Origin of the sequence: Paraoerskovia marina DSM 21750 (assembly GCF_000701465.1) — a bacterium.
Lineage (GTDB): Bacteria > Actinomycetota > Actinomycetes > Actinomycetales > Cellulomonadaceae > Paraoerskovia > Paraoerskovia marina.
Map to the genome: position 1 here is coordinate 1,135,973 of NZ_JNIY01000003.1, position 20,556 is coordinate 1,156,528.

General features: G+C 70.8%; 19 protein-coding genes. 18 read left to right on the forward strand and 1 reads right to left on the reverse strand.

Translation table 11 applies throughout. The features are described 5' to 3' along the window. Positions 1 to 11 precede the first annotated feature (11 nt). The 9 genes from rlmN (at position 12) to Q343_RS0105440 (ending at position 10,652) form a co-directional block, all read left to right on the forward strand. Positions 12 to 1,202 carry a dual-specificity RNA methyltransferase RlmN gene (rlmN, locus tag Q343_RS0105400; protein ID WP_081829618.1) on the forward strand — a complete coding sequence of 397 codons (1,191 nt, stop codon included), beginning with the start codon at positions 12 to 14 and terminating at the stop codon, positions 1,200 to 1,202. Next, positions 1,199 to 1,750, forward strand: a complete 552-nt coding sequence (locus Q343_RS0105405; protein WP_029252565.1) for a DivIVA domain-containing protein — start codon at positions 1,199 to 1,201, stop codon at positions 1,748 to 1,750. Before rlmN ends, Q343_RS0105405 begins: the two co-directional genes overlap by 4 nt. A gap of 1 nt (position 1,751) precedes the next feature. Continuing rightward, positions 1,752 to 2,954 carry a 1-deoxy-D-xylulose-5-phosphate reductoisomerase gene (gene dxr / locus Q343_RS0105410; RefSeq protein ID WP_052366874.1) on the forward strand — a complete coding sequence of 401 codons (1,203 nt, stop codon included), beginning with the start codon at positions 1,752 to 1,754 and terminating at the stop codon, positions 2,952 to 2,954. A gap of 21 nt (positions 2,955 to 2,975) precedes the next feature. Beyond that, positions 2,976 to 4,289, forward strand: a complete 1,314-nt coding sequence (locus Q343_RS0105415; RefSeq protein ID WP_029252567.1) for a M50 family metallopeptidase — start codon at positions 2,976 to 2,978, stop codon at positions 4,287 to 4,289. Positions 4,290 to 4,348: 59 nt separating this feature from the next. Then, positions 4,349 to 5,488: a flavodoxin-dependent (E)-4-hydroxy-3-methylbut-2-enyl-diphosphate synthase gene (gene ispG / locus Q343_RS0105420; RefSeq protein WP_029252568.1), complete on the forward strand. Its 1,140-nt coding sequence runs from the start codon at positions 4,349 to 4,351 to the stop codon at positions 5,486 to 5,488. A gap of 46 nt (positions 5,489 to 5,534) precedes the next feature. Next, positions 5,535 to 6,404, forward strand: a complete 870-nt coding sequence (locus Q343_RS0105425) for a GNAT family N-acetyltransferase (protein ID WP_029252569.1) — start codon at positions 5,535 to 5,537, stop codon at positions 6,402 to 6,404. A 78-nt stretch (positions 6,405 to 6,482) separates the two neighbouring features. Next, positions 6,483 to 7,526, forward strand: a complete 1,044-nt coding sequence (gene tdh, locus Q343_RS0105430; RefSeq protein WP_029252570.1) for an L-threonine 3-dehydrogenase — start codon at positions 6,483 to 6,485, stop codon at positions 7,524 to 7,526. Continuing rightward, the gene (locus Q343_RS0105435) at positions 7,526 to 8,707 is read left to right on the forward strand and encodes a glycine C-acetyltransferase (RefSeq protein WP_029252571.1); all 1,182 of its coding nucleotides are present in this window, start codon (positions 7,526 to 7,528) and stop codon (positions 8,705 to 8,707) included. Before tdh ends, Q343_RS0105435 begins: the two co-directional genes overlap by 1 nt. A 106-nt stretch (positions 8,708 to 8,813) precedes the next feature. Beyond that, entirely contained in the window at positions 8,814 to 10,652 is a 1,839-nt protein-coding gene (locus tag Q343_RS0105440) for a proline--tRNA ligase (RefSeq protein ID WP_052366875.1), read from the forward strand. A 65-nt stretch (positions 10,653 to 10,717) separates the two neighbouring features. Here the strand turns inward: Q343_RS0105440 and Q343_RS0105445 are convergent, their stop codons facing one another. Further along, the gene (locus tag Q343_RS0105445; RefSeq protein ID WP_043109274.1) at positions 10,718 to 11,707 is read right to left on the reverse strand and encodes a DUF4439 domain-containing protein; all 990 of its coding nucleotides are present in this window, start codon (positions 11,705 to 11,707) and stop codon (positions 10,718 to 10,720) included. A 153-nt stretch (positions 11,708 to 11,860) separates the two neighbouring features. Between Q343_RS0105445 and rimP the strand changes: the two genes are divergently transcribed. From rimP to rpsO, 9 genes are all read left to right on the forward strand, one after another. Continuing rightward, positions 11,861 to 12,364, forward strand: a complete 504-nt coding sequence (gene rimP, locus Q343_RS0105450) for a ribosome maturation factor RimP (protein ID WP_029252574.1) — start codon at positions 11,861 to 11,863, stop codon at positions 12,362 to 12,364. Continuing rightward, on the forward strand, positions 12,364 to 13,410 hold the full coding sequence (nusA, locus tag Q343_RS0105455; protein WP_029252575.1) for a transcription termination factor NusA: 1,047 nt from the start codon (positions 12,364 to 12,366) through the stop codon (positions 13,408 to 13,410). Before rimP ends, nusA begins: the two co-directional genes overlap by 1 nt. Before the next feature lie 23 nt (positions 13,411 to 13,433). Next, positions 13,434 to 13,751 carry a YlxR family protein gene (locus Q343_RS13870; RefSeq protein WP_052366876.1) on the forward strand — a complete coding sequence of 106 codons (318 nt, stop codon included), beginning with the start codon at positions 13,434 to 13,436 and terminating at the stop codon, positions 13,749 to 13,751. Positions 13,752 to 13,920: 169 nt separating this feature from the next. Further along, a complete protein-coding gene (infB, locus tag Q343_RS0105465; protein ID WP_029252577.1) occupies positions 13,921 to 16,794 on the forward strand; it encodes a translation initiation factor IF-2 in 2,874 nt (957 codons plus the stop codon). A 93-nt stretch (positions 16,795 to 16,887) separates the two neighbouring features. Next, positions 16,888 to 17,346, forward strand: coding sequence for a 30S ribosome-binding factor RbfA (rbfA, locus tag Q343_RS0105470; protein WP_029252578.1), 459 nt, complete (start codon positions 16,888 to 16,890; stop codon positions 17,344 to 17,346). A 16-nt stretch (positions 17,347 to 17,362) separates the two neighbouring features. Next, complete coding sequence (locus Q343_RS0105475; protein WP_248616740.1) at positions 17,363 to 17,959, forward strand: TetR/AcrR family transcriptional regulator; 597 nt, start codon at positions 17,363 to 17,365, stop codon at positions 17,957 to 17,959. Beyond that, complete coding sequence (gene truB / locus Q343_RS0105480) at positions 17,956 to 18,912, forward strand: tRNA pseudouridine(55) synthase TruB (protein ID WP_029252580.1); 957 nt, start codon at positions 17,956 to 17,958, stop codon at positions 18,910 to 18,912. Before Q343_RS0105475 ends, truB begins: the two co-directional genes overlap by 4 nt. A 111-nt stretch (positions 18,913 to 19,023) precedes the next feature. Beyond that, positions 19,024 to 20,019, forward strand: coding sequence for a bifunctional riboflavin kinase/FAD synthetase (locus Q343_RS0105485; RefSeq protein WP_043109647.1), 996 nt, complete (start codon positions 19,024 to 19,026; stop codon positions 20,017 to 20,019). Between the two features lie 124 nt (positions 20,020 to 20,143). Continuing rightward, entirely contained in the window at positions 20,144 to 20,413 is a 270-nt protein-coding gene (gene rpsO, locus Q343_RS0105490; RefSeq protein ID WP_029252582.1) for a 30S ribosomal protein S15, read from the forward strand. Positions 20,414 to 20,556: the final 143 nt, after the last annotated feature.

Genomic DNA, 20,556 nt, shown 5'->3' on the forward strand with positions numbered 1-20,556 from the left:
GGGAGCCTTGTATGGCCGGCCACTCGACCACTCCGACACAGCGCGAGCCCGTCGCGCTCGAGCGGCCCACCGTTCGGCCGTCCGACGAGACGGCACCGCTGCCGCTGTCCTTCACCGCGAAGCGTCGTGGGAAGCCGCCGCGCCACTTCGCGGACCTGACCCCGGACGAGGTCCGCGAGGTCGTCACGAGCCTCGGCGAGAAGCCGTTCCGTGCCAAGCAGCTCGCGACCCACTATTACGCGCACCTGACGCGTGACCCCGAGTCGATGACGGACCTGCCGAAGGCGTCGCGCGACACGTTGACGGAACACCTGTTCCCGGAACTGCTGACCGCCAAGCGCACCATGCAGGCCGACGGCGGCACGACGGTCAAGACGCTGTGGCACCTGTTCGACGACGTCAAGGTCGAGTCGGTCCTCATGCGCTACACGAGTCGGTCGACGCTGTGCGTCTCGAGCCAGGCGGGTTGCGGGATGGCCTGCCCGTTCTGCGCCACCGGTCAGCTCGGCCTGACCCGCAACCTCTCGGTCGCCGAGATCGTCGAGCAGGTCCGCTCGGCGGCACGGTCCCTTGCCGACGGCGAGATCCCCGGCGGACCGACGCGGCTCAACAACCTCGTCTTCATGGGCATGGGAGAGCCGTTGGCCAACTATCGTGCGGTCATCGGGACCGTGCGGCGCCTCGTGGCCCCGACGCCCGAGGGGTTCGGCATGTCGGCCCGCAACATCACGGTGTCGACGGTCGGGCTCGTGCCGGCGATGCGCAAGCTGGCCGACGAGGGCATTCCCGTCACGCTCGCGCTGTCGCTGCACGCGCCGGACGACGAGCTCCGCAGCGAGCTCGTGCCGATCAACACGCGCTGGTCGGTCGACGAGGCCATCGACGCCGCGTACCACTACTACGAGGTCACGGGCCGTCGGGTCAGCATCGAGTACGCGCTGATCAAGGACATGAACGACCACGCGTGGCGGGCCGACCTGCTCGGGGAGAAGCTCAACAAGCGGGGTCGGGGCTGGGTGCACGTGAACCCCATCCCGCTGAACCCGACACCGGGGTCCATCTGGACCGCGAGCGACCGTGACGTCGAGGACGAGTTCGTGGCACGATTGCGCGCGCACGGTATCCCGACGACGATCCGTGACACCCGCGGCAGCGACATCGACGGTGCCTGTGGGCAGCTTGCAGCCGAGGAGGACGAGTGAGTTCGCTGTTCAGCACTGTGCCACGTACCAAGAAGGGGTACGAGAAGGACGAGGTCGACGACTTCTTCGACGAGGCGCGCGCGTTGTACGAGGGGCGGGAGAACCGGACGCTGACGTCCGGGGAGATCCAGACCGCGACCTTCGAGCTGGTGCGGGGCGGGTACTCGACGCACGAGGTCGACGCGGCTCTGGACCGGCTCGAGTCGGCCTTCATCGCGCGGCAACGGGCCGCCTACGTCTCCGTCCACGGTCAGCAGGCCTGGATGGACGCGCTCGCGGGGCGTGCGCGGACGCTCTACGACCGTCTCGGCCGCCCGGACGGCAAGAGGTTCGTCCCGGCGGACCGCGGGGAGCCCGCCTACGACATGGACGACGTCGACGACCTGTGCGACCGGCTCGTCGACTACTTCGACCGCCAGGTGCCGTTGACGGCCGCCGAGGTGCGCGACACGGTGTTCCGCCGTCGCAAGGGCCCGAAGGGCTATGCGGAGGGTCCGGTCGACGCCTTCTGCTCACGGGCCGTCGAGGTCCTGCTCGGCGTCGAGTGACGTGACCGACAACGTTCTCGTCCCCGACTCCGGTGCGACCCGCACCGTCACGCTGCTCGGATCGACGGGGTCGATCGGCACGCAGGCGATCGACGTCGTCGACGCGCACCCGGACAGGTTCCGGGTGGAGGCGATCTCCGCGGGCGGTTCCGACGTCGAGACCCTGGCCGCGCAGGCGGCGCACCTCCGTGTCGAGCGTGTCGCGGTCGCCGACGCGACGCGGGCGGACGCGCTCCGGCAGGCACTGGCCGACCGTGGTGTCCCGAACGTCGAGGTCCTCGCCGGGCCCGACGCAGCGACTGTCGTGGCAGGGTCGGGGAGCGACGTGGTGCTCAACGGCATCACGGGCTCCGTCGGCCTGCGTCCCACCCTCGCCGCGCTCACGGCCGGGTCGACCCTCGCGCTCGCGAACAAGGAGTCCCTGGTGGTCGGTGGAGCGCTCGTGCACGCCGCGCAGCGCCGGCCGGGCCAGATCGTCCCGGTCGACTCCGAGCACTCGGCGATCGCCCAGAGCCTGCGGTCGGGGACGTCCGCTGAGGTGCGCCGCATCATCCTGACGGCCTCCGGCGGCCCTTTCCGTGGTTGGACGTCCGAGGACGTCAAGAAGGTCACCCCGGAGCAGGCGCTCACGCACCCGACCTGGTCGATGGGACCCGTGGTGACGATCAACTCGGCCAGCTTGATGAACAAGGGGCTGGAGCTGATCGAGGCGCACCTGCTCTTCGACGTCCCGACCGACGACATCACCGTCGTGGTCCATCCGCAGTCGGTGGTGCACTCGATGGTCGAGTTCGTCGACGGGTCGACCGTCGCGCAAGCCTCTCCGCCGGACATGCGGCTGCCGATCGCGCTGGGCCTGTCCTGGCCCGAGCGGCTCGACCCCGTCGCGCCGCCGTGCGACTGGACGGCGGCGACGTCCTGGACGTTCGAGCCGCTCGACGAGGAGACTTTCCCCGCCGTCCGGCTGGCGCGCGAGGCCGCGAGTGCGTCCGCCACGCATCCTGCCGTGTACAACGCGGCCAACGAGGAGTGCGTCGACGCCTTTCTCGGGGGCCGGGCGAGTTTCGGCGACATCGTCACGACCGTCGAGCGGGTGCTGGCCGAGCACCGTGGCACCTCGGTGGCCGACGTCACGCTCGAGGCGGTCGTCGAGGCGGAGCAGCGCGCGCGTGTCGCCGCGCGGGAGATTCTCGCGCGTCGCTGACGCGCGGACAGAGGAGGACTCATGCTTGCGACGGTCGTCGGGATCCTCGTGGTGGTGGTGGGACTGCTGCTGTCCATCGCGCTCCACGAGGTGGGGCACATGGTCCCCGCCAAACGGTTCGGCGTCCGCGTCAGCCAGTACATGGTCGGATTCGGGCCGACGCTCTGGTCGCGCCGGCGGGGTGAGACCGAGTACGGGCTGAAGGCGATCCCGCTCGGCGGATACGTCCGGATGGTCGGCATGTTCCCGCCGGCTCCCGAGGGGGCGAAGACGTCGAGCTCGTTCTTCGGTCAGATCGTCGCCGATGCCCGCGACGCCAGCACCGAGGAGATCCGTCCGGGCGAGGAGCGTCGAGCGTTCTACAACCTGTCGACCCCGAAGAAGCTGGTCGTCATGCTCGGCGGGCCCGTGATGAACCTCGTGATCGCCGCCGTCCTCCTGCTCGTCGTCCTGGTCGGGATCGGCGTGCCGACGGCGACCACGTCGGTCGCCACCGTCGTGCCCTGCGTGGCGTCGGGGGACGCGACGTCCGGCACCGCGGAGTGCACTGCGTCAGACCCCGAGTCTCCGGCCGCAGCCGCGGGGCTTCGGTCGGGGGACACCGTCGTCTCCTTCGGTGGGACCGACGTCGAGTCCTGGGACCAGCTCGTCGGGCTCATCGACGACGCGGCGGGGGAACCCACGCAGGTGGTGGTCCAACGGGACGGCGCTCAGCTCGAGCTGACGCTCACGCCGAGCGAGATCGAGCGTCCCCGGTACGACGAGGACGGGAGCGTCGTCCTCGACGCGGACGGGGAGCCCGTGACGGATCCCGGCGGCTACGTCGGGATCTCGTCCGCCGTCGAGCGGCAGCCCGTCCCGGTGTCCGAGGTCGGTACGGCCCTGGGCGACCAGATCAGCGCGACGGCGGCCGTGGTCGTCACCCTGCCAGCCCAGGTCGTCGACGTCGCGAGGTCCGCGTTCGGCGAGCAGGAGCGGGCGACGACGTCGATCATGGGGCCGGTCGGGGCGGGGCGGATCGCCGTCGACGTCGCGACCGCCGACGCCTCGGTGATGGACCGCGTCGCCACCATGCTCCTGCTCCTGTCGTCCCTCAACATCGCCCTGTTCGTCTTCAACCTGATCCCGTTGCTCCCGCTCGACGGTGGGCACGTGGTCAACGCGCTCTACGAGGGGGCCAAGCGGCAGCTCGCGCGGTTGCGGGGGCTGCCCCGCCCGGGCCCCGCGGACGTCGCCCGCATGATGCCCGTCGCCTACGTGATGTTCGTCGCCCTCGTCGGGATGGGGCTGCTTCTCGTCTACGCGGACGTCGTCGACCCGGTGACCCTGGGGTGAATGCCCCCAGGACCGGCGCAGGGGTGGATAATGGACGGGTGAACTCGATCAACCTGGGAATGCCCGAAGCACCGCCGCCGGTTCTCGCCCCGCGGCGGCCGACGCGCAAGATCAAGGTCGGGAAGGTCGACGTCGGCGGTGACGCTCCGGTCAGCGTGCAGTCGATGACCACGACCAAGACGACCGACGTCAACGCCACGTTGCAGCAGATCGCCGAGCTCACCGCCTCGGGCTGCGACATCGTGCGGGTGGCCTGCCCCACGCAGGACGATGCCGACGCGTTGCCGATCATCGCGCGCAAGTCGCAGATCCCCGTCATCGCCGACATCCACTTCCAGCCGAAGTACGTGTTCTCGGCGATCGAGGCAGGGTGCGCCGCGGTCCGCGTGAACCCCGGTAACATTAAGAAGTTCGACGACCAGGTCAAGGAGATCGCGCAGGCGGCCAAGGACCACGGCACATCGCTGCGGATCGGTGTGAACGCGGGCTCCCTCGACAAGCGACTGCTCGCCAAGTACGGCAAGGCGACGCCGGAGGCGCTCGTCGAGTCCGCCGTCTGGGAGGCGTCCCTCTTCGAGGAGCACGACTTCCACGACTTCAAGATCTCCGTGAAGCACAACGACCCCGTGATCATGGTCCGCGCGTACGAGCTGCTCTCGCAGCGTGGCGACTGGCCGCTGCACCTGGGCGTCACCGAGGCGGGCCCCGCCTTCCAGGGGACCATCAAGTCGGCGACCGCCTTCGGAGCCCTGCTCAGTCAGGGCATCGGCGACACCATCCGCGTCTCGCTCTCCGCACCTCCGGTCGAGGAGGTCAAGGTCGGGATCCAGATCCTGCAGTCGCTGAACCTGCGCCCGCGCAAGCTCGAGATCGTCTCGTGCCCGTCGTGCGGTCGTGCCCAGGTGGACGTGTACTCGCTCGCCGAGAAGGTCACCGCAGGTCTCGAGGGTATGGAGGTGCCGCTGCGCGTCGCCGTGATGGGCTGCGTCGTCAACGGGCCAGGCGAGGCCCGTGAGGCCGATCTCGGCGTCGCGTCGGGCAACGGCAAGGGCCAGATCTTCGTCAAGGGCGAGGTCATCAAGACCGTGCCCGAGGCGATGATCGTCGAGACGCTCATCGAGGAGGCGATGCGGATCGCCGAGGACATGGCGCCCGAGAACGACGCGCAGGCGGGTGCCCCCACGGTCACCGTCGGCTGACACGGCTCGTGCGGCGCGTCCGACCGGGCCGGGGGAGAATCTGTCCATGATCCGGCCTCCGGTGCGCGACGAGGCGCGCGTGCTCCGAGCGGGAGACCTCGCGGAGGCGCTCGCGGTGTGCGCGGTCGACCCCGTCGCCTCGGTGCTCGCCGCCGCCCGGCTCGAGGTCGCCCGACGGTCCGGCCTGACGGCAGCCGGGGGCGAGGTGTGGGGCTATCCAGCGGCCGGGGCGCTCACGGCGATCTGCTGGGCCGGGGCGAACCTCGTACCCGTCGTGCCGGACGGGTCCCGAGCCGCGCTGGACGCCTTCGCCCGACGCGCGCTCCGCCACGGGAGACGAAGCTCGTCGATCGTCGGCGAGCGCGCGGCCGCGCTGGGTCTCTGGGAGCGGCTCGCCCATGCATGGCCCGCCGCGCGGGAGGTCCGGGACGAGCAGCCGTCGCTCGCGATCGACGGGCCGCCCGCGGTCGCGCCGGACCCACGGGTCCGGCGCGCAGTCCTGCGCGACATGCCCGTGCTGCTCCCGGCGTGCGTCCGGATGTTCACGGAGGAGGTCGGCTACTCGCCGATGGTCGCGAGCGGTGGGGCGTACGAGCAGCGCGTCCGCTCGCTCGTTCGTGACGAGCGGTCGTTCGTGCGTCCGCTGCACGACGGCCCGTCGGCCGGGATCGGGTTCAAGGCGGAGGTCGGTGCCCTCACCTCCCAGGTCGCGCAGATCCAGGGCGTCTGGGTCGAGCCCCGGGTGCGAGGGCAGGGGCTGTCCGTTCCGGGGATGGCGGCCGTCGTGCACCACGTGCGGGCGGCTCTCGCACCGGTCGTCTCGCTGTACGTCAACGCCTGGAACGAACCGGCGCTGCGTGCATACCACCGGGTGGGGTTCGAGCGGGTGGGGACCTACGCGACGATCCTCTTCTGACCAGGTGTGCTTCTGCAGACGGCGCCGCGTAGCGTCAGACCTGCGGACGATCTCCGCGCGCACCAGAGAGAGGACAAGATGAAGGCACTGTACAAGCCCGGACCCGGGCCGGGCCTGGAGATGACCGATCGTCCAGACCCGCACGGCGGCCCGGACGACGTGATCATCCGCGTCCTGCGTACCGGAATCTGCGGCACGGACCTGCACATCGACAGGTGGGACGACTGGGCCGCGTCGACCGTCACCGCGCCGCTCGTCCCGGGGCACGAGTTCTACGGCGAGGTCGTCGAGGTCGGCTCCGGCGTCCGCGACGTCACCGTGGGGGACCGGGTCTCCGGGGAGGGGCACGTGGTGTGCGGGACGTGCCGCAACTGCCGTGCCGGGCGCAAGCAGATGTGCATCCGGACCGAGAGCGTCGGGGTGCAGCGCGACGGGGCCTTCGCCGAGTACCTCGCCCTGCCGGCGACGAACGTGTGGGTGCACCAGGCAGACGTCGCCCCCGACGTCGGAGCGCTGTTCGACCCGTTGGGCAACGCGGTCCACACCGCGCTCGCCTTTCCCGTCGTGGGGGAGGACGTGCTCGTCTCGGGGTGCGGCCCCATCGGGCTCATGTCGATCGCGGTCGCCCGTCACGTCGGTGCCCGGCACGTCGTCGGCACCGACATCAGTCCCGAGCGGCTGCGGCTGGCTCTGGCGATGGGCGCCGACGCGGCGATCGACGTCCGCACCGAGTCGATCGACGGGGTGCAGAAGGCCCTCCGGATGCGCGAGGGGTTCGACGTCGGCTTCGAGATGAGCGGTGCACCGTCGGCACTCCCGGCGATGATCGCGAACCTCAACCACGGGGGTCGGATCGCCATGCTCGGTCTGCCCACCGGAGACATCGCCGTGGACTGGGGCACGGTCGTCACGCACATGCTGACGATCAAGGGGATCTACGGTCGCGAGATGTTCGAGACGTGGAACGCGATGAGCGCGATGCTCGAGACCAGCGCACGTCTGCGCGAGTCGGTCGCCGCGGTCGTCTCGGACCGCTTCCCCGCGACGCGATGGCGCGAGGGGTTCGACGCCGCAGCCTCAGGTGGGGGCGGCAAGGTCGTGCTGAACTGGGAGGAGCTCTGATGGGGACACGATTCACCGATCACCTGGCCGGAGAGCTGGCGGAGATCGAGAAGGCCGGGCTGACGAAGCACGAGCGCGGGATCACCGGGCCTCAGGGCGCGCGGATCACGACGGGCGGCAACGAGGTCCTGAACTTCTGCGCCAACAACTACCTCGGTCTGGCCGACGACCCCCGGCTCGTCGACGCGGCGCACCGCGCGCTGGACGAGTGGGGCTACGGTCTCGCGAGCGTGCGGTTCATCTGCGGCACCCAGGACCAGCACACGGCCCTCGAGGAGGCGCTGTCCTCCTATCTCGGGACGGAGGCGACGATCCTCTTCTCCTCCTGCTACGACGCGAACGGCGGTGTCTTCGAGACGCTCTTCACCGCCGACGACGCGATCATCTCGGACGAGCTCAACCACGCGTCGATCATCGACGGGATCCGGCTGTCGAAGGCGCGGCGACTCCGGTACGCGAACCGCGACGTCGCCGATCTCGAGGCGAGGCTCGTGGAGGCGCAGGACGCGAGGTTCCGGGTGATCGTCACCGACGGCGTCTTCTCGATGGACGGCTACGTGGCACCGCTGCGAGAGATCTGTGACCTGGCCGACCGGTACGACGCCCTCGTGCTCGTCGACGACTCCCACGCGGTGGGGGTGCTCGGCGACCGAGGCAGCGGGACGCCCGAGGCCTGCGGCGTCGCGGATCGCGTCGACATCGTCACGGGGACGTTCGGCAAGGCGCTCGGCGGGGCGTCCGGGGGGTATGTCGCGGCGAGCCGTGCCGTGGTCGACCTCCTGCGCCAGCGCGCGCGCCCGTACCTGTTCTCCAACGCCCTCGCCCCGACGATCGTCGCGGGCACGCTCGAGGCGCTGCGGCTGGTCGAGGGCTCGGGTGAGCTGCGGGCGACGCTGCGTGAGAACGCGGCTCACTTCCGTCGACGGATGACGGAGGAGGGATTCGACCTGCTGCCGGGCGACCACCCCATCGTCCCGGTGATGTTCGGGGACGCGGCCGCCACCGCCCGGGTCGCCGACGCGATGCACCGCCGCGGCGTCTACGTCACCGCGTTCAGCTTTCCGGTCGTGCCCCGCGGTCGCGCGAGGATCCGCGTCCAGCTGTCGGCGGCGCACACGTCCGACCAGATCGAGGCGTGTGTCGAGGCGTTCGTGGCGGCGCGCGACGAGGTCCTCGGGTAGCGCGTCGGCAACCGCCGTGGCGGGCGGTGCGGTGCGTCGCAGATCACGACGACCGCACCCCCGGTCGCGGCATCGAACGGGGCCTGCGCGCAGGTACGCTTGCGACATGTCATCTGCTCGTCCGGTCGCAGCCACGCTGCCCCAGCCCTTGCGCATGTCCACGCTCTTCGTCCGCACGCTGCGCGAAGATCCGGCCGACGCGGAAGTGGCGAGTCATCGTCTCCTGATGCGCGCGGGCTACGTGCGTCGCGCAGCCCCGGGGATCTACACCTGGCTGCCGCTCGGGCTGCGCGTTCTGGCGAAGGTCGAGGCCGTCGTTCGGGAGGAGATGGTCGCGGCGGGGGCGCAGGAGGTGCACTTCCCGGCGCTCCTGCCCCGTGACCCCTACGAGGCGACCGGCCGGTGGGCGGAGTACGGGTCGAACCTCTTCCGCCTGGCCGACCGCCGGGGTGGGGACTACCTGCTCGCGCCCACCCACGAGGAGATGTTCACCCTCCTCGTCAAGGACCTGTACTCCTCGTACAAGGACCTGCCGGTCACGCTGTTCCAGATCCAGACCAAGTACCGCGACGAGGCGCGCCCGCGCGCCGGGCTGATCCGCGGCCGCGAGTTCGTCATGAAGGACGCGTACTCGTTCAACGTCGACGACGAGGGTCTGGACACGTCGTACCAGCTGCAGCGGGACGCCTACCAGCGCATCTTCGAGCGGCTCGGGCTCGACTACGTCATTGTCGCGGCGACGTCGGGCGCGATGGGCGGCTCGCGCAGCGAGGAGTTCCTGACCCCCACGCCGATCGGCGAGGACACCTTCGTCCGGTCGCCCGGCGGCTACACGGCGAACGTCGAGGCCGTGGTGACCCCGGCGCCCGAGCCGGTGCCGTACGACGACGCCCCGGCGGCTCACGTCGAGTACACGCCGGAGACGCCGACCATCGCGCGCCTCGTGCAGGTCGCGAACGAGATGCACCCGCGCCCGGACCGGCCGTGGGAGGCCGCCGACACACTGAAGAACGTCGTCCTGGCCCTGACCCACCCGGACGGTGAGCGCGAGCTCGTCGTCGTGGGCCTGCCGGGAGACCGGGACGTCGACCTCAAGCGTGTCGCGGCAGTCTTCGAGCCGGCCGAGGTCGAACCGGCCACCGAGGAGGACCTTGCCGCCCGTCCGCTGCTCGTCAAGGGATACATCGGCCCCCAGGTGCTCGGACCCAACGTCCGGCCCGCCGGTGTCGAGGTGGGCTCGCCCGAGGACACCGCGATCCGCTACCTCGTCGACCCCCGTGTGGTCGAGGGGACCCGGTGGATCACGGGAGCCAACTCGTCCGGCCAGCACGTCTTCGACCTGACCGTCGGACGCGACTTCGCCGTCGACGGGACGATCGAGGCCGCCGAGGTGCGTGCCGGCGACCCGGCGCCCGACGGCTCGGGGCCTCTGGAGCTTGCACGGGGCATCGAGATCGGACACATCTTCCAGCTTGGGCGCAAGTACGCGCGTGCGCTCGGACTGCAGGTCCTCGACGTCAACGGCAAGCAGGTCACCGTGACGATGGGCTCGTACGGGATCGGTGTCTCGCGGGTCATGGCAGCCCTCGCCGAGGCGAACCACGACGACGTCGGCCTGGCATGGCCGGCACAGGTCGCCCCCGCGCATGTCCACGTGGTCGCGACCGGCAAGGACGCGGCTGTCTTCGAGGAGGCCGAGCGGATCGTCGCCGGGCTCGCGGGCCAGGGCGTCGAGGTGCTCTACGACGACCGACCGAAGGTCTCGCCGGGTGTGAAGTTCAAGGACGCCGAGCTGCTCGGTGTCCCGCTCATCGTCGTCGTCGGCCGGGGGCTGGCCGAGGGGATCGTCGAGGTCCGTCCGCGCGCCGGGGGCGACCCCGAGAAGGTCGCGGTCGACGAGGTCGTCGAGCACGTCACCGGCCAGGTCGTCGAGCTGCTCGCCTAGGGCGAGACCACGACGGGGCGGGTCCGACCACCGGTGGTCGGACCCGCCCCGTCGTCGTCCCCCTCCTACTCCTGCTCGGGGAGCCCGGGGAACGCCGTCAGCGGTGCCCCCCACGAGACCGCGCTGCGGCTGCTGTCGGCCAGGAGGTCGACCAGCTCGGTCCGCCCGCTCGGGCCTGATGTGCCGACGAGACTGGCGTAGGACGCCGCGAGGTTGTTCTCGAGGAGCTGGCCCCGGGCGGCGACGCTCTCGGCCTCGGGCATCACGTACGCCGTGCTCCGAGGGTCCTGCGCCGTGGAGTCGATCTCGAGCAGCCGGGCCCAGTCGTCGGCACGGTCACGATGGATCGGGGCGCGGTCGGCGGAACGTTCCCGACCGGCGTCCGCGGTTCGCGCCGCCTGCACCTCGTACACGTAGCCGGCGGCGTCCTCGGCCTCCACGAGCGTCGTGAGGTCGGCTGCAGAGACGCCGCTCGGGAGTGTCTCGGGAACGACGGCGGTCGTGGGGACGACGGTCTCGGGCAGCTCGGCGCCCGTGAGGTCGCCGAGCTGCTCTGCCGCGAGGATGTCGGACGTGGAGATCGAGGCGAGCAGTCGAGCGAGTGGTCCGTCGTTCGTGGTGTCCGCCGCGCCCCTGGCCCGCACGGAGGCGCCGGCGAGAGCCTCGACGACGTCCGTCACGCGTGCGGCCTCGTCGTCGGGGGAGGTGGTCGCCTCCGGTGTGACCGCCGCGTCGGCGAGACCGGACTCGTAGGTGCCGCCGAGCTGTTGGGCGTGGGCCTGGGCGAACGCGGCCGCCTGCAGCAGTGCGGCGCTCACGTCCGCGTCGTCGGTCCCCTCCGCGGCGCTGGTGGCGAGCCGTTCGACGTCCAGGGCGTCGGCGACGACCGTCGACCGCAGGATCTCGTGCGTGTCGGGGGACGGCTCGCTGGGAGGCGGCGTGTCGATCCGTACTCCGCAGGCCGCCAGGGCGACGACGGCGGCGGCGCCGAGCACGGCGCGCACCAGTCGTCTGCGTCGGGTCGGCACCGTGGGGGAGAGGGGTTCGGCGTCCATCGATGCTGATCATGCCACGCAGGACGGTGGCGATGCTCACGGACCCACGGACCGGTTCCGTCCGCGACGTCGCTCTGGAGTAGATAGGCTGGGCCCACAACAGCACACCGGTCGGATCGAGCCCGGTGGGCGCGACCGACCAGGAGCATGTAGATGGCCAGGCACACCGACGGCGAGGTTTACGACCTGCTAGCGCCGGTCGTCGTCGACGCAGGACTCTTCCTCGAAGAGGTGCGGACGAGCAGGGCGGGGAGCAAGTCTGTCGTGCGCGTGGTCGTCGACCTCCCGGAGGACGAGCTCGGGAGTCTCGACCTCGACGGCGTCGCCGACGTGTCGCGGGCGATCTCCGACGCGCTCGACGAGACCGACGTCCTCCCCGGGGCCTACACTCTCGAGGTCGGCACCCCGGGCACGTCCCGACCGTTGACGACGCCGCGGCACTTCCGGCGCGCACGAGGCCGGCTGGTGCGCCTCGACCGTCGTGACGGTACGAGCACGACGACCCGCCTCGTCGACGTCGTCGACGACGTGCTGCACTGTGTGGCGGACGGCTCCGACGAGTCGACGCAGATTCCGCTCACCGACGTCGCCGTGGGGCACGTCGAGGTAGAGCTCAAGCGCGCGGCCGAGGCATTCGGCGCGGATGAGGAGGCCTGATGGACATCGACATGAGCACGCTCCGGATGCTCGAGCGTGAACGGGACATCAGCCTCGGCGTCCTGATCTCCGCGATCGAGTCGGCGCTGCTGTCCGCGTACCACCGCACGCCCGACGCCTACGCCGACGCTCGTGTGGAGCTGGACAGCTCCGGGCACGTCACGGTCTGGGCGCGGGAACGGGTCGAGCGCCCCGAGCCCGACGAGGACGGCGTCTACCCGCCGATGCCCGAGCCCGGGCCCGAGTTCGACGACACGCCCGCGAACTTCGGCCGCATCGCCACGGCGACCGCGCGTCAGGTCATCATCCAGCGTCTGCGTGACGCCGAGGACGACCAGGTGCTCGGCCAGTTCCGAGACAAGGAGGGCGAGATCGTCGCGGGAATCATCCAGCAGGGCAACGACCCGCGGACGGTGCTCGTCGACGTCGGGGACACCGAGGCCGTGCTCCCGTCGCACGAGCAGGTCCCGACGGAGCGCTACGTCCACGGAGAACGTCTGCGCGCGCTGGTGATCAACGTCGCCCGGGGGCCGAAGGGCGCCCAGGTGATGCTGAGCCGCTCGCACCCGGGGCTCGTGCGCAAGCTCTTCGAGCTCGAGGTGCCGGAGATCGCCGACGGCAGCGTCGAGATCGTCGCCGTCGCGCGCGAGGCGGGCCACCGCACCAAGCTGGCCGTGCGCTCGACCGTGCAGGGGCTGAACGCCAAGGGTGCGTGCATCGGCCCGCTCGGCTCGCGCGTCCGTGCCGTGATGGCGGAGCTGCACGGCGAGAAGATCGACATCGTCGACTTCAGCGACGACCCCGCGCGGTTCGTCGCCCAGGCACTGTCGCCTGCGCGGGTGACGTCTGTCACGGTGGTCGACGCGGCGGCCCGGGCTGCGCGTGTCGTCGTCCCGGACTACCAGCTCTCGCTCGCCATCGGCAAGGAGGGGCAGAACGCCCGTCTTGCGGCGAAGCTCACCGGGTGGCGCATCGACATCCAGTCGGACCAGGGTGGCCAGGATGCGGGTGCGGGCGACGACGTCGCGGTGCCCGACGGCCGCTGACTCCGCCGGGGCGAGGCGTTACCATGGAGGAGAACGGGCGAAGTTCCCGCACGCCGTCGACGGCGCCACTGTCCCTCGGGCCTGTGCGCACGTGTGTCGGTTGCCGGGAGCGGACGTCCTGTTCTGCTCTTCTTCGTGTGGTCGCTCGCACGGGGTCGTCAGGAACCGCTGAGCTGGTTCCCGACGTGCGCCGGTCTCTTCCGGGCCGGGGTGCGTGGATCCACGCGGATCTCGCATGCCTCGACCGTGCAGAGAAGCGGCGCTCGTTCGCCCGCGCACTGCGCGTCACGATCCCGGTCGACGTGAGCGGCCTGCGCGCACATCTGGAGCAGAACCTTTGAGGTCGCCTCGGCGGCCAGTCGCGAACCGGGAAGGTGCCGGTCCGCACCGCACGACACGTCGACAAGGAAGCGGGTCAGAAGTTCATGGGCACCCGATGAGTACTCAGCGATGAGAACCCAGCACTAACGACGGTCCTCCCTGTCCGGGACGGGCCGAGACAGGAGAGTTGTGGCAAAGGTCCGCGTATACGAGCTCGCCAAGGAGCTCGGTGTGGAGAGCAAGGTCTTGCTCGCCGAGTTGAAGTCAGCAGGCGAGTACGTCCGCTCAGCGTCGTCGACGCTCGAGCCCCCCATCGTCCGTTCCATGCGGGACAAGTTCCCCGCAGCGGACAAGACATCGACCCCGCCTGCGAAGGCGGCGGCACAGACCAAGAGCTCGGGCGCCCCCACGCCCGGGCCGAAGCCTGCGGCAAAGACCCCGGCCCCTGCGGCCGAGGTCCCCGAGGCGCCGGCGGCCCAGAAGCCCGCCCCGAAGAAGACTCCTGCCCCGGCCCCCGAACCCGCGGCGACGACGGCCGCTCCCGCGGCCGAGGTCCCCGAGGCACCGGCGGCCCAGAAGCCCGCGGCCGACGCGCCTGCACGGTCCGCCGCTCCCAAGCCCGGCGCTCCCAAGCCCCCGCGCTCGTCCTCGGGCGACGCACGCCCGGGCAACAACCCGTTCGCGTCCAGCCAGGGCATGCCCCGGCCGGGTCAGCGCGGCGGCCGGTCCGGTTCGGGCGGTCAGCCGCCGCGTCCGGGCAACAACCCGTTCGCGTCCAGCCAGGGCATGCCCCGGCCTGGTCAGCGTCCGGAGCGCGCAGAGCGCACGGACCGCAGCGACGCCCCGGAGCGCTCCGGCGGACCGCGTCCTGGTGCGCCCCGTCCGGCGTCGCCTCGTCCGGGTGGCGGCTCACGCCCCAACCCGAACATGATGCCGGGCAAGTCGAGCATCGGGCGCCCCGGTGACCGGCCGGCAGCCGGTGGTCGTGGCGGTGCCGGCGGTGGCCGTGGTGGCGCCGGCGGTGGCCGTGGTGGCCCCGGTGGTGGCACGGGCGGTCCCGGTGGTTTCGCCGGTCGTCCGGGCGGCGGCGGCGGTTTCCGCGGTCGTGGTGGCGCCGGACGTGGTTCGACGCAGGGCGCGTTCGGTCGTGCCGGAGGGCGTCCCGTCCGTGGGCGCAAGTCGAAGCGCGCGAAGCGTCAAGAGTTCGAGCAGATGCAGGCCCCGTCAATCGGTGGCGTGCAGGTTCCCCGGGGCGACGGCGAGACGGTCGTGCGCCTGCGCCGCGGAGCGTCGCTGAGCGACTTCGCGGACAAGATCGACGCCAACCCGGCGAGCCTCGTCACCGTCCTCTTCCACCTCGGTGAGATGGCGACGGCGACGCAGTCGCTCGACGAGGACACCTTCGAGACGCTGGGGGCCGAGCTCGGCTACCAGATCGAGATGGTGTCGGCCGAGGACGAGGACCGAGAGCTGCTCGGCGCCTTCGACATCGACCTCGACGCCGAGGAGGCGGACGAGGACGACGATCTCCTGATTCCTCGTCCTCCCGTCGTCACGGTCATGGGTCACGTCGACCACGGAAAGACTCGTCTTCTGGACGCCATCCGGTCGACGGACGTCATCTCGGGCGAGGCCGGTGGCATCACCCAGCACATCGGTGCCTACCAGGTTCGTCACGAGCACGAGGGCGTCGACCGCGCCATCACCTTCATCGATACCCCGGGTCACGAGGCGTTCACCGCCATGCGTGCGCGTGGTGCGAAGGTCACGGACATCGCGATCCTCGTGGTCGCGGCGGACGACGGCGTGATGCCGCAGACGATCGAGGCGCTGAACCACGCCCAGGCGGCCGACGTGCCGATCGTGGTCGCGGTCAACAAGGTGGACAAGGAGGGCGCGAACCCCTCCAAGATCCGCCAGCAGCTCACCGAGTACAACCTCGTGGCCGAGGAGTACGGCGGCGACACGATGTTCGTCGACGTCTCCGCGAAGGAGAACCGGGGGATCGACAGCGTGCTCGAGGCTGTCCTCCTCACGGCCGACGCCGCCCTGGACCTGCGTGCCAACCCCGAGAAGGACGCCCGCGGTGTCGCCATCGAGGCGAACCTCGACAAGGGGCGCGGTGCGGTCGCGACCGTGCTGGTGCAGTCCGGCACGCTCAACGTCGGCGACTCGATCGTCGCGGGCACGGCCTACGGCCGCGTGCGCGCCATGTTCGACGAGCACGGCGAGAGCGTCACGGCGGCGGGCCCGGCCCGCCCGGTCCTCGTCCTCGGTCTGACCTCGGTCCCCGGCGCCGGTGACACGTTCATCGTCGCTCCTGACGACCGGACGGCTCGCCAGATCGCCGAGAAGCGTGAAGCTGCTCAGCGTGCGGCGATGCTGGCGAAGCGTCGCAAGCGCATCAGCCTCGAGGACTTCCAGCAGCAGCTGGAGCAGGGCAAGGTCGAGACGCTCAACCTGGTCCTCAAGGGTGACGTCTCCGGTGCCGTCGAGGCGCTGGAGGACGCGCTGCTGCAGATCGACGTCGGCGACGACGTCGACCTGCGGGTCATCCACCGCGGGGTCGGTGACGTCACGCAGAACGACGTCAACCTCGCCACGGTGGACAACGCGATCATCCTGGCGTTCAACGTCAAGTCGGACGGCCGTGTCGAGGCACTCGCCGAGCGCGAGGGCGTCGACATCCGCTCGTACTCGGTCATCTACCAGGCGATCGACGACGTCGAGGCAGCGCTCAAGGGCATGCTCAAGCCGGAGTACGAGGAGGCTCAGCTCGGCACCGCCGAGATCCGTGAGATCTTCCGCTCCTCGAAGGCCGGGAACATCGCGGGTTCGATCGTCCGATCCGGGACGATCACGCGTAACTCCAAGGCGCGGGTGCTGCGTGACGGGGCCGTCGTCGGCGACAACCTGACGATCGACTCCCTCAAGCGGTTCAAGGACGATGCGACCGAGGTCCGCGAGGGCTTCGAGTGCGGTATCGGCCTCGGCTCGTTCAACAACGTCCAGATCGGCGACACGATCGAGACGTTCGAGATGCGCGAGAAGCCTCGAAAGTGATGTGATCCAGGACCCGCCGCCCCTCGTCCCGAGGGGCGGCGGGTTTTCGCCCGCCCGGCCCCGGTACGGCCCGGGCCTCAGAAAGGACCGAACATGGGCGACAGCCCGAGGTCGCGCAAGCTCGCCGACCGCATCAAGGTGATCGTCGCTTCGATGATCGACAGCAGGATCAAGGACCCGCGACTCGGCTTCGTCACCATCACCGACGTCCGGGTCACCGGCGACCTGCAGAACGCCAGCGTCTTCTACACGGTCTACGGGTCCGACGAGGAACGTGACGGAACGGCCGCGGCGCTCGAGAGCGCGAAGGGCATGATCCGGTCCGAGGTCGGCAAGCAGACCGGGATCCGGTTGACCCCGACGCTCGAGTTCCACCTCGACTCCGTGCCCGAGACCGCGGCTCATCTCGACGCGGCGATCGTCGAGGCGCACCGCCGGGACGCGGAGATCGAAGCTCTGCGGAAGACCGCGACCTACGCGGGGGAGCAGGACCCGTACCGTGAGCCCGGTGAGCGCGGCCCGCGGTCCGACGACGAGGACACGACCGAGTAGTCGTGTGCTCGGGACGATGACGCCGACGACGGGCCCCGCCCCGCAGCGGATGACGCGGGTGGCGCGCCGCGCGCAGGTGCTGCGGGCGGCCCGCTCCGCGTTCGCGCGCGGGGGCTATGCCGGGACCAGCACGGAGCAGGTGGCGCGGGCGGCGGGGGTCTCCCAGCCGTACGTCGTGCGGATGTTCGGCGGTAAGAGGGAGCTCTTTCGGGCGGTCTTCGACGACGTCTGCGACGAGGTGATCGCGACCTTCGAGAGCGTTCCGCTCGCTCCGGGCAGCGGGTCGGCGCTCGGCGACGCGTACCTCGGCCTGCTGGTGCACCGTGATCTGCCCCGTGTGCTGATGCACGGTCTGATCGCGGGTGACGACCCGGAGATCGGTGCCCGGGCCCGGGCTGTGATCGCCCGTGCCTTCGAGATCTCGCAACGGCACTGGGAGGGTTCCGCGGAGCGGGCGCAGGCCTTCGTCGCGGAGGGCCTGCTGATCAACGTGTTTCTCGCGGTGGACGCACCCGAGCACCGCGACGAGCCGGGAATGGCCGACCTGGTCGCCCGCGTCCTCGACAGCTCGATCCTCCTCACCGACCCCCACCACCCCGAGGACCCCCGATGAACCGGACGACCACACCACGCAACCCGGCCGCGGCCGACGGACTCGTCGTCGTCGACAAGCCGGCTGGGTGGACGAGCCACGACGTCGTCGGACGGATGCGGCGCCTCGCCGGCACCCGCAAGGTCGGGCATGCAGGAACGCTGGACCCGATGGCGACGGGCGTCCTGGTTCTCGGGGTCGGTCGTGCGACCCGCCTGCTGACGTACATCGTCGGTGCGGACAAGGACTACGACGCGACGATCCGTCTCGGTGTCTCGACGGTCACGGACGACGCCGAGGGCGAGGTCGCGGCAGCGGTCGGCGCGCGGGACGTCGACCGCGTCGCCGTCGAGGCGGGGGTGCAGCGCCTCACGGGGCGGATCTCTCAGGTCCCCAGCGCAGTCAGCGCCATCAAGGTCGACGGGCGTCGCGCGTACTCGCGGGTGCGCGACGGTGAGCAGGTCGAGCTCGCGGCGCGCGACGTGACGGTCTCCCGGTTCGAGGTGCTCGACGTCCGTGCCGTCCTCGCCGACGTGCCTGCGGGCACGTGCCCCGCGATCGACGTGCAGGTCCGGGTCACCGTGTCCTCCGGCACCTATGTGCGGGCACTCGCGCGCGACCTGGGGGAGATGCTCGGCACCGGCGGTCACCTGACGTCCCTGCGGCGCACGCGGGTCGGTGGGTTCGGCCTCGACGTCGCGCGCTCGCTCGACGAGCTCGGTGCCGAGGTGGACGAGAACGGAGTCCTCTCGACGCGTCCGATGGCCGACGCTGCGCGCGCGGTGTTCCCGGTGCGCGAGCTCGACGACGCCGAGGTGCGGGCGTTGTCGTACGGGCAGTCGATCTCCCCGAGCCCTGAGCCGTGCACGACGGCGGGGCTCGCGCCGGACGGCACGCTCGTGGCTCTCCTGGAGAACCGGCGACGACGTGGCGTCGACGGCTCGCGCCCCGTCCTGGTCTTCGCGCCGGCGTAGACGACCGGCCGCGGTCGGTCTGCAGGTGCGAAGGTCTGCCTGGTGCGCGAGTCGTGGCACGCTAGTCCTTGCCGCTGTCTCAGCGGCACCCCCCTCGAGAAGGAGATGTGCGTGCACCTGTGGACCGACCTGAGTCAGGTTCCCGCGGGATTCGGCCCGTCGGTCGTGACGATCGGCAACTTCGACGGCGTACATCGCGGGCACGCCGAGGTTCTCGGCCGCATCGTGGACCTTGCGCGCCAGGACGCCGCACGGTCGGTCGCCGTGACCTTCCATCCGCACCCCGCCCAGGTGCACCGTCCCGGGCAGGCGCCGGAGCTTCTGACCGGTCTGGTCGACCGGGCCGAGCTGCTCGAGGCGACCGGTCTCGACGCCGTCCTCGTCCAGGAGTACACCCTGGACTTCGCCCGGCAGACGCCGGAGGAGTTCGTGGCGCGGTACCTCGCCGGACCGCTGGGTGCGACGACGGTCGTGGTCGGGCGTGACGTCCGGTTCGGTCGGGACAACTCCGGCGACCTCCGGACGATGGTCGAGCTCGGACGGCACTACGGGTTCGACGTCGTGACGGTGGACGACGTCGGTGCGGCCGACCACGCAGAAGAGGGCTCGACCCCGGGCCGCGACCGGTGGTCGTCGACCTATGTCCGCGAGCTTCTGCAGGCGGGTCGCGTACAGGACGCCGCGGACGTGCTCGGGCGTTCGCACCGCGTGCGTGGCACGGTGGTGCACGGTGACGCGCGGGGTCGCGAGCTCGGATTCCCGACGGCGAACCTCGGTGACGTCGTGGGGATGGTGCCGGCTGACGGTGTCTACGCCGGTTGGCTCTCCCGCCCCGATCTCGCCCACGCGGCGCCCGACCACGCGGACATCCGCCTGCCCGCGGCGATCTCGGTCGGGACGAACCCGACGTTCGACGGCGTCGAGCGTCGGGTGGAGGCCTATGTGCTCGACCGGGACGACCTCGACCTCTACGACGAGGAGGTCGTCGTCGAGCTCGTCGAGCATCTGCGCCCGACCGTCCGCTTCGACGGGATCGAGCCGCTCGTCGAGCAGATGCACGAGGACGTCGCGCGGGCCCGGGCGATCCTGTCCGGCGGGCCGTCCTGACCGGCTGATACACTGGCAGGGCCGTCTGAACGGCCGCGGAGATCGGGGACAGCTCGCCGATCGCATCGAAGAGCCCAGGGATCAAGCCCTGGTGCGCCGCGCAACGACCATTTGAAGGAGAGCCGTGCCGCTCGATTCTGCCACCAAGCAGCGCATCATGTCCGAGTACGCCACCAGCGAGGGCGACACCGGTTCGCCCGAGGTCCAGATCGCGATGCTCACGCAGCGCATCACGGACCTCACCGAGCACCTCAAGGAGCACAAGCACGACCACCACAGCCGTCGTGGTCTGCTGCTCCTCGTGGGCCAGCGTCGTCGTCTTCTCAAGTACCTGCAGAAGACCGACATCAGCCGCTACCGCAGCCTGATCGAGCGCCTCGGCCTGCGTCGCTGACGTCCGCCTCCCGGCCCGACCCCTCCAGGGGTCGGGCTGGTTCGGTGTGACACGTCAGATCCACACCACACAACCACTCCGCGCCCACCGACCCGATCCGTCTGGTCCTCGGTAGTGGCCCCCGGAACCCCGCGAGGGGAAGC

What these genes read in the sequence shown, in the direction of transcription:
- rlmN (WP_081829618.1), top strand. Translation starts at nt 12, where the DNA reads ATGGCCGGCCACTCGACCACTCCGACACAGCGCGAGCCCGTCGCGCTC.
- Q343_RS0105415 (WP_029252567.1), top strand. Translation starts at nt 2,976, where the DNA reads ATGCTTGCGACGGTCGTCGGGATCCTCGTGGTGGTGGTGGGACTGCTG.
- ispG (WP_029252568.1), top strand. Translation starts at nt 4,349, where the DNA reads ATGCCCGAAGCACCGCCGCCGGTTCTCGCCCCGCGGCGGCCGACGCGC.
- Q343_RS0105425 (WP_029252569.1), top strand. Translation starts at nt 5,535, where the DNA reads ATGATCCGGCCTCCGGTGCGCGACGAGGCGCGCGTGCTCCGAGCGGGA.
- tdh (WP_029252570.1), top strand. Translation starts at nt 6,483, where the DNA reads ATGAAGGCACTGTACAAGCCCGGACCCGGGCCGGGCCTGGAGATGACC.
- Q343_RS0105435 (WP_029252571.1), top strand. Translation starts at nt 7,526, where the DNA reads ATGGGGACACGATTCACCGATCACCTGGCCGGAGAGCTGGCGGAGATC.
- Q343_RS0105440 (WP_052366875.1), top strand. Translation starts at nt 8,814, where the DNA reads ATGTCATCTGCTCGTCCGGTCGCAGCCACGCTGCCCCAGCCCTTGCGC.
- Q343_RS0105445 (WP_043109274.1), bottom strand. Translation starts at nt 11,707, where the DNA reads ATGGACGCCGAACCCCTCTCCCCCACGGTGCCGACCCGACGCAGACGA.
- rimP (WP_029252574.1), top strand. Translation starts at nt 11,861, where the DNA reads ATGGCCAGGCACACCGACGGCGAGGTTTACGACCTGCTAGCGCCGGTC.
- nusA (WP_029252575.1), top strand. Translation starts at nt 12,364, where the DNA reads ATGGACATCGACATGAGCACGCTCCGGATGCTCGAGCGTGAACGGGAC.
- Q343_RS13870 (WP_052366876.1), top strand. Translation starts at nt 13,434, where the DNA reads ATGGAGGAGAACGGGCGAAGTTCCCGCACGCCGTCGACGGCGCCACTG.
- rbfA (WP_029252578.1), top strand. Translation starts at nt 16,888, where the DNA reads ATGGGCGACAGCCCGAGGTCGCGCAAGCTCGCCGACCGCATCAAGGTG.
- Q343_RS0105475 (WP_248616740.1), top strand. Translation starts at nt 17,363, where the DNA reads ATGACGCCGACGACGGGCCCCGCCCCGCAGCGGATGACGCGGGTGGCG.
- truB (WP_029252580.1), top strand. Translation starts at nt 17,956, where the DNA reads ATGAACCGGACGACCACACCACGCAACCCGGCCGCGGCCGACGGACTC.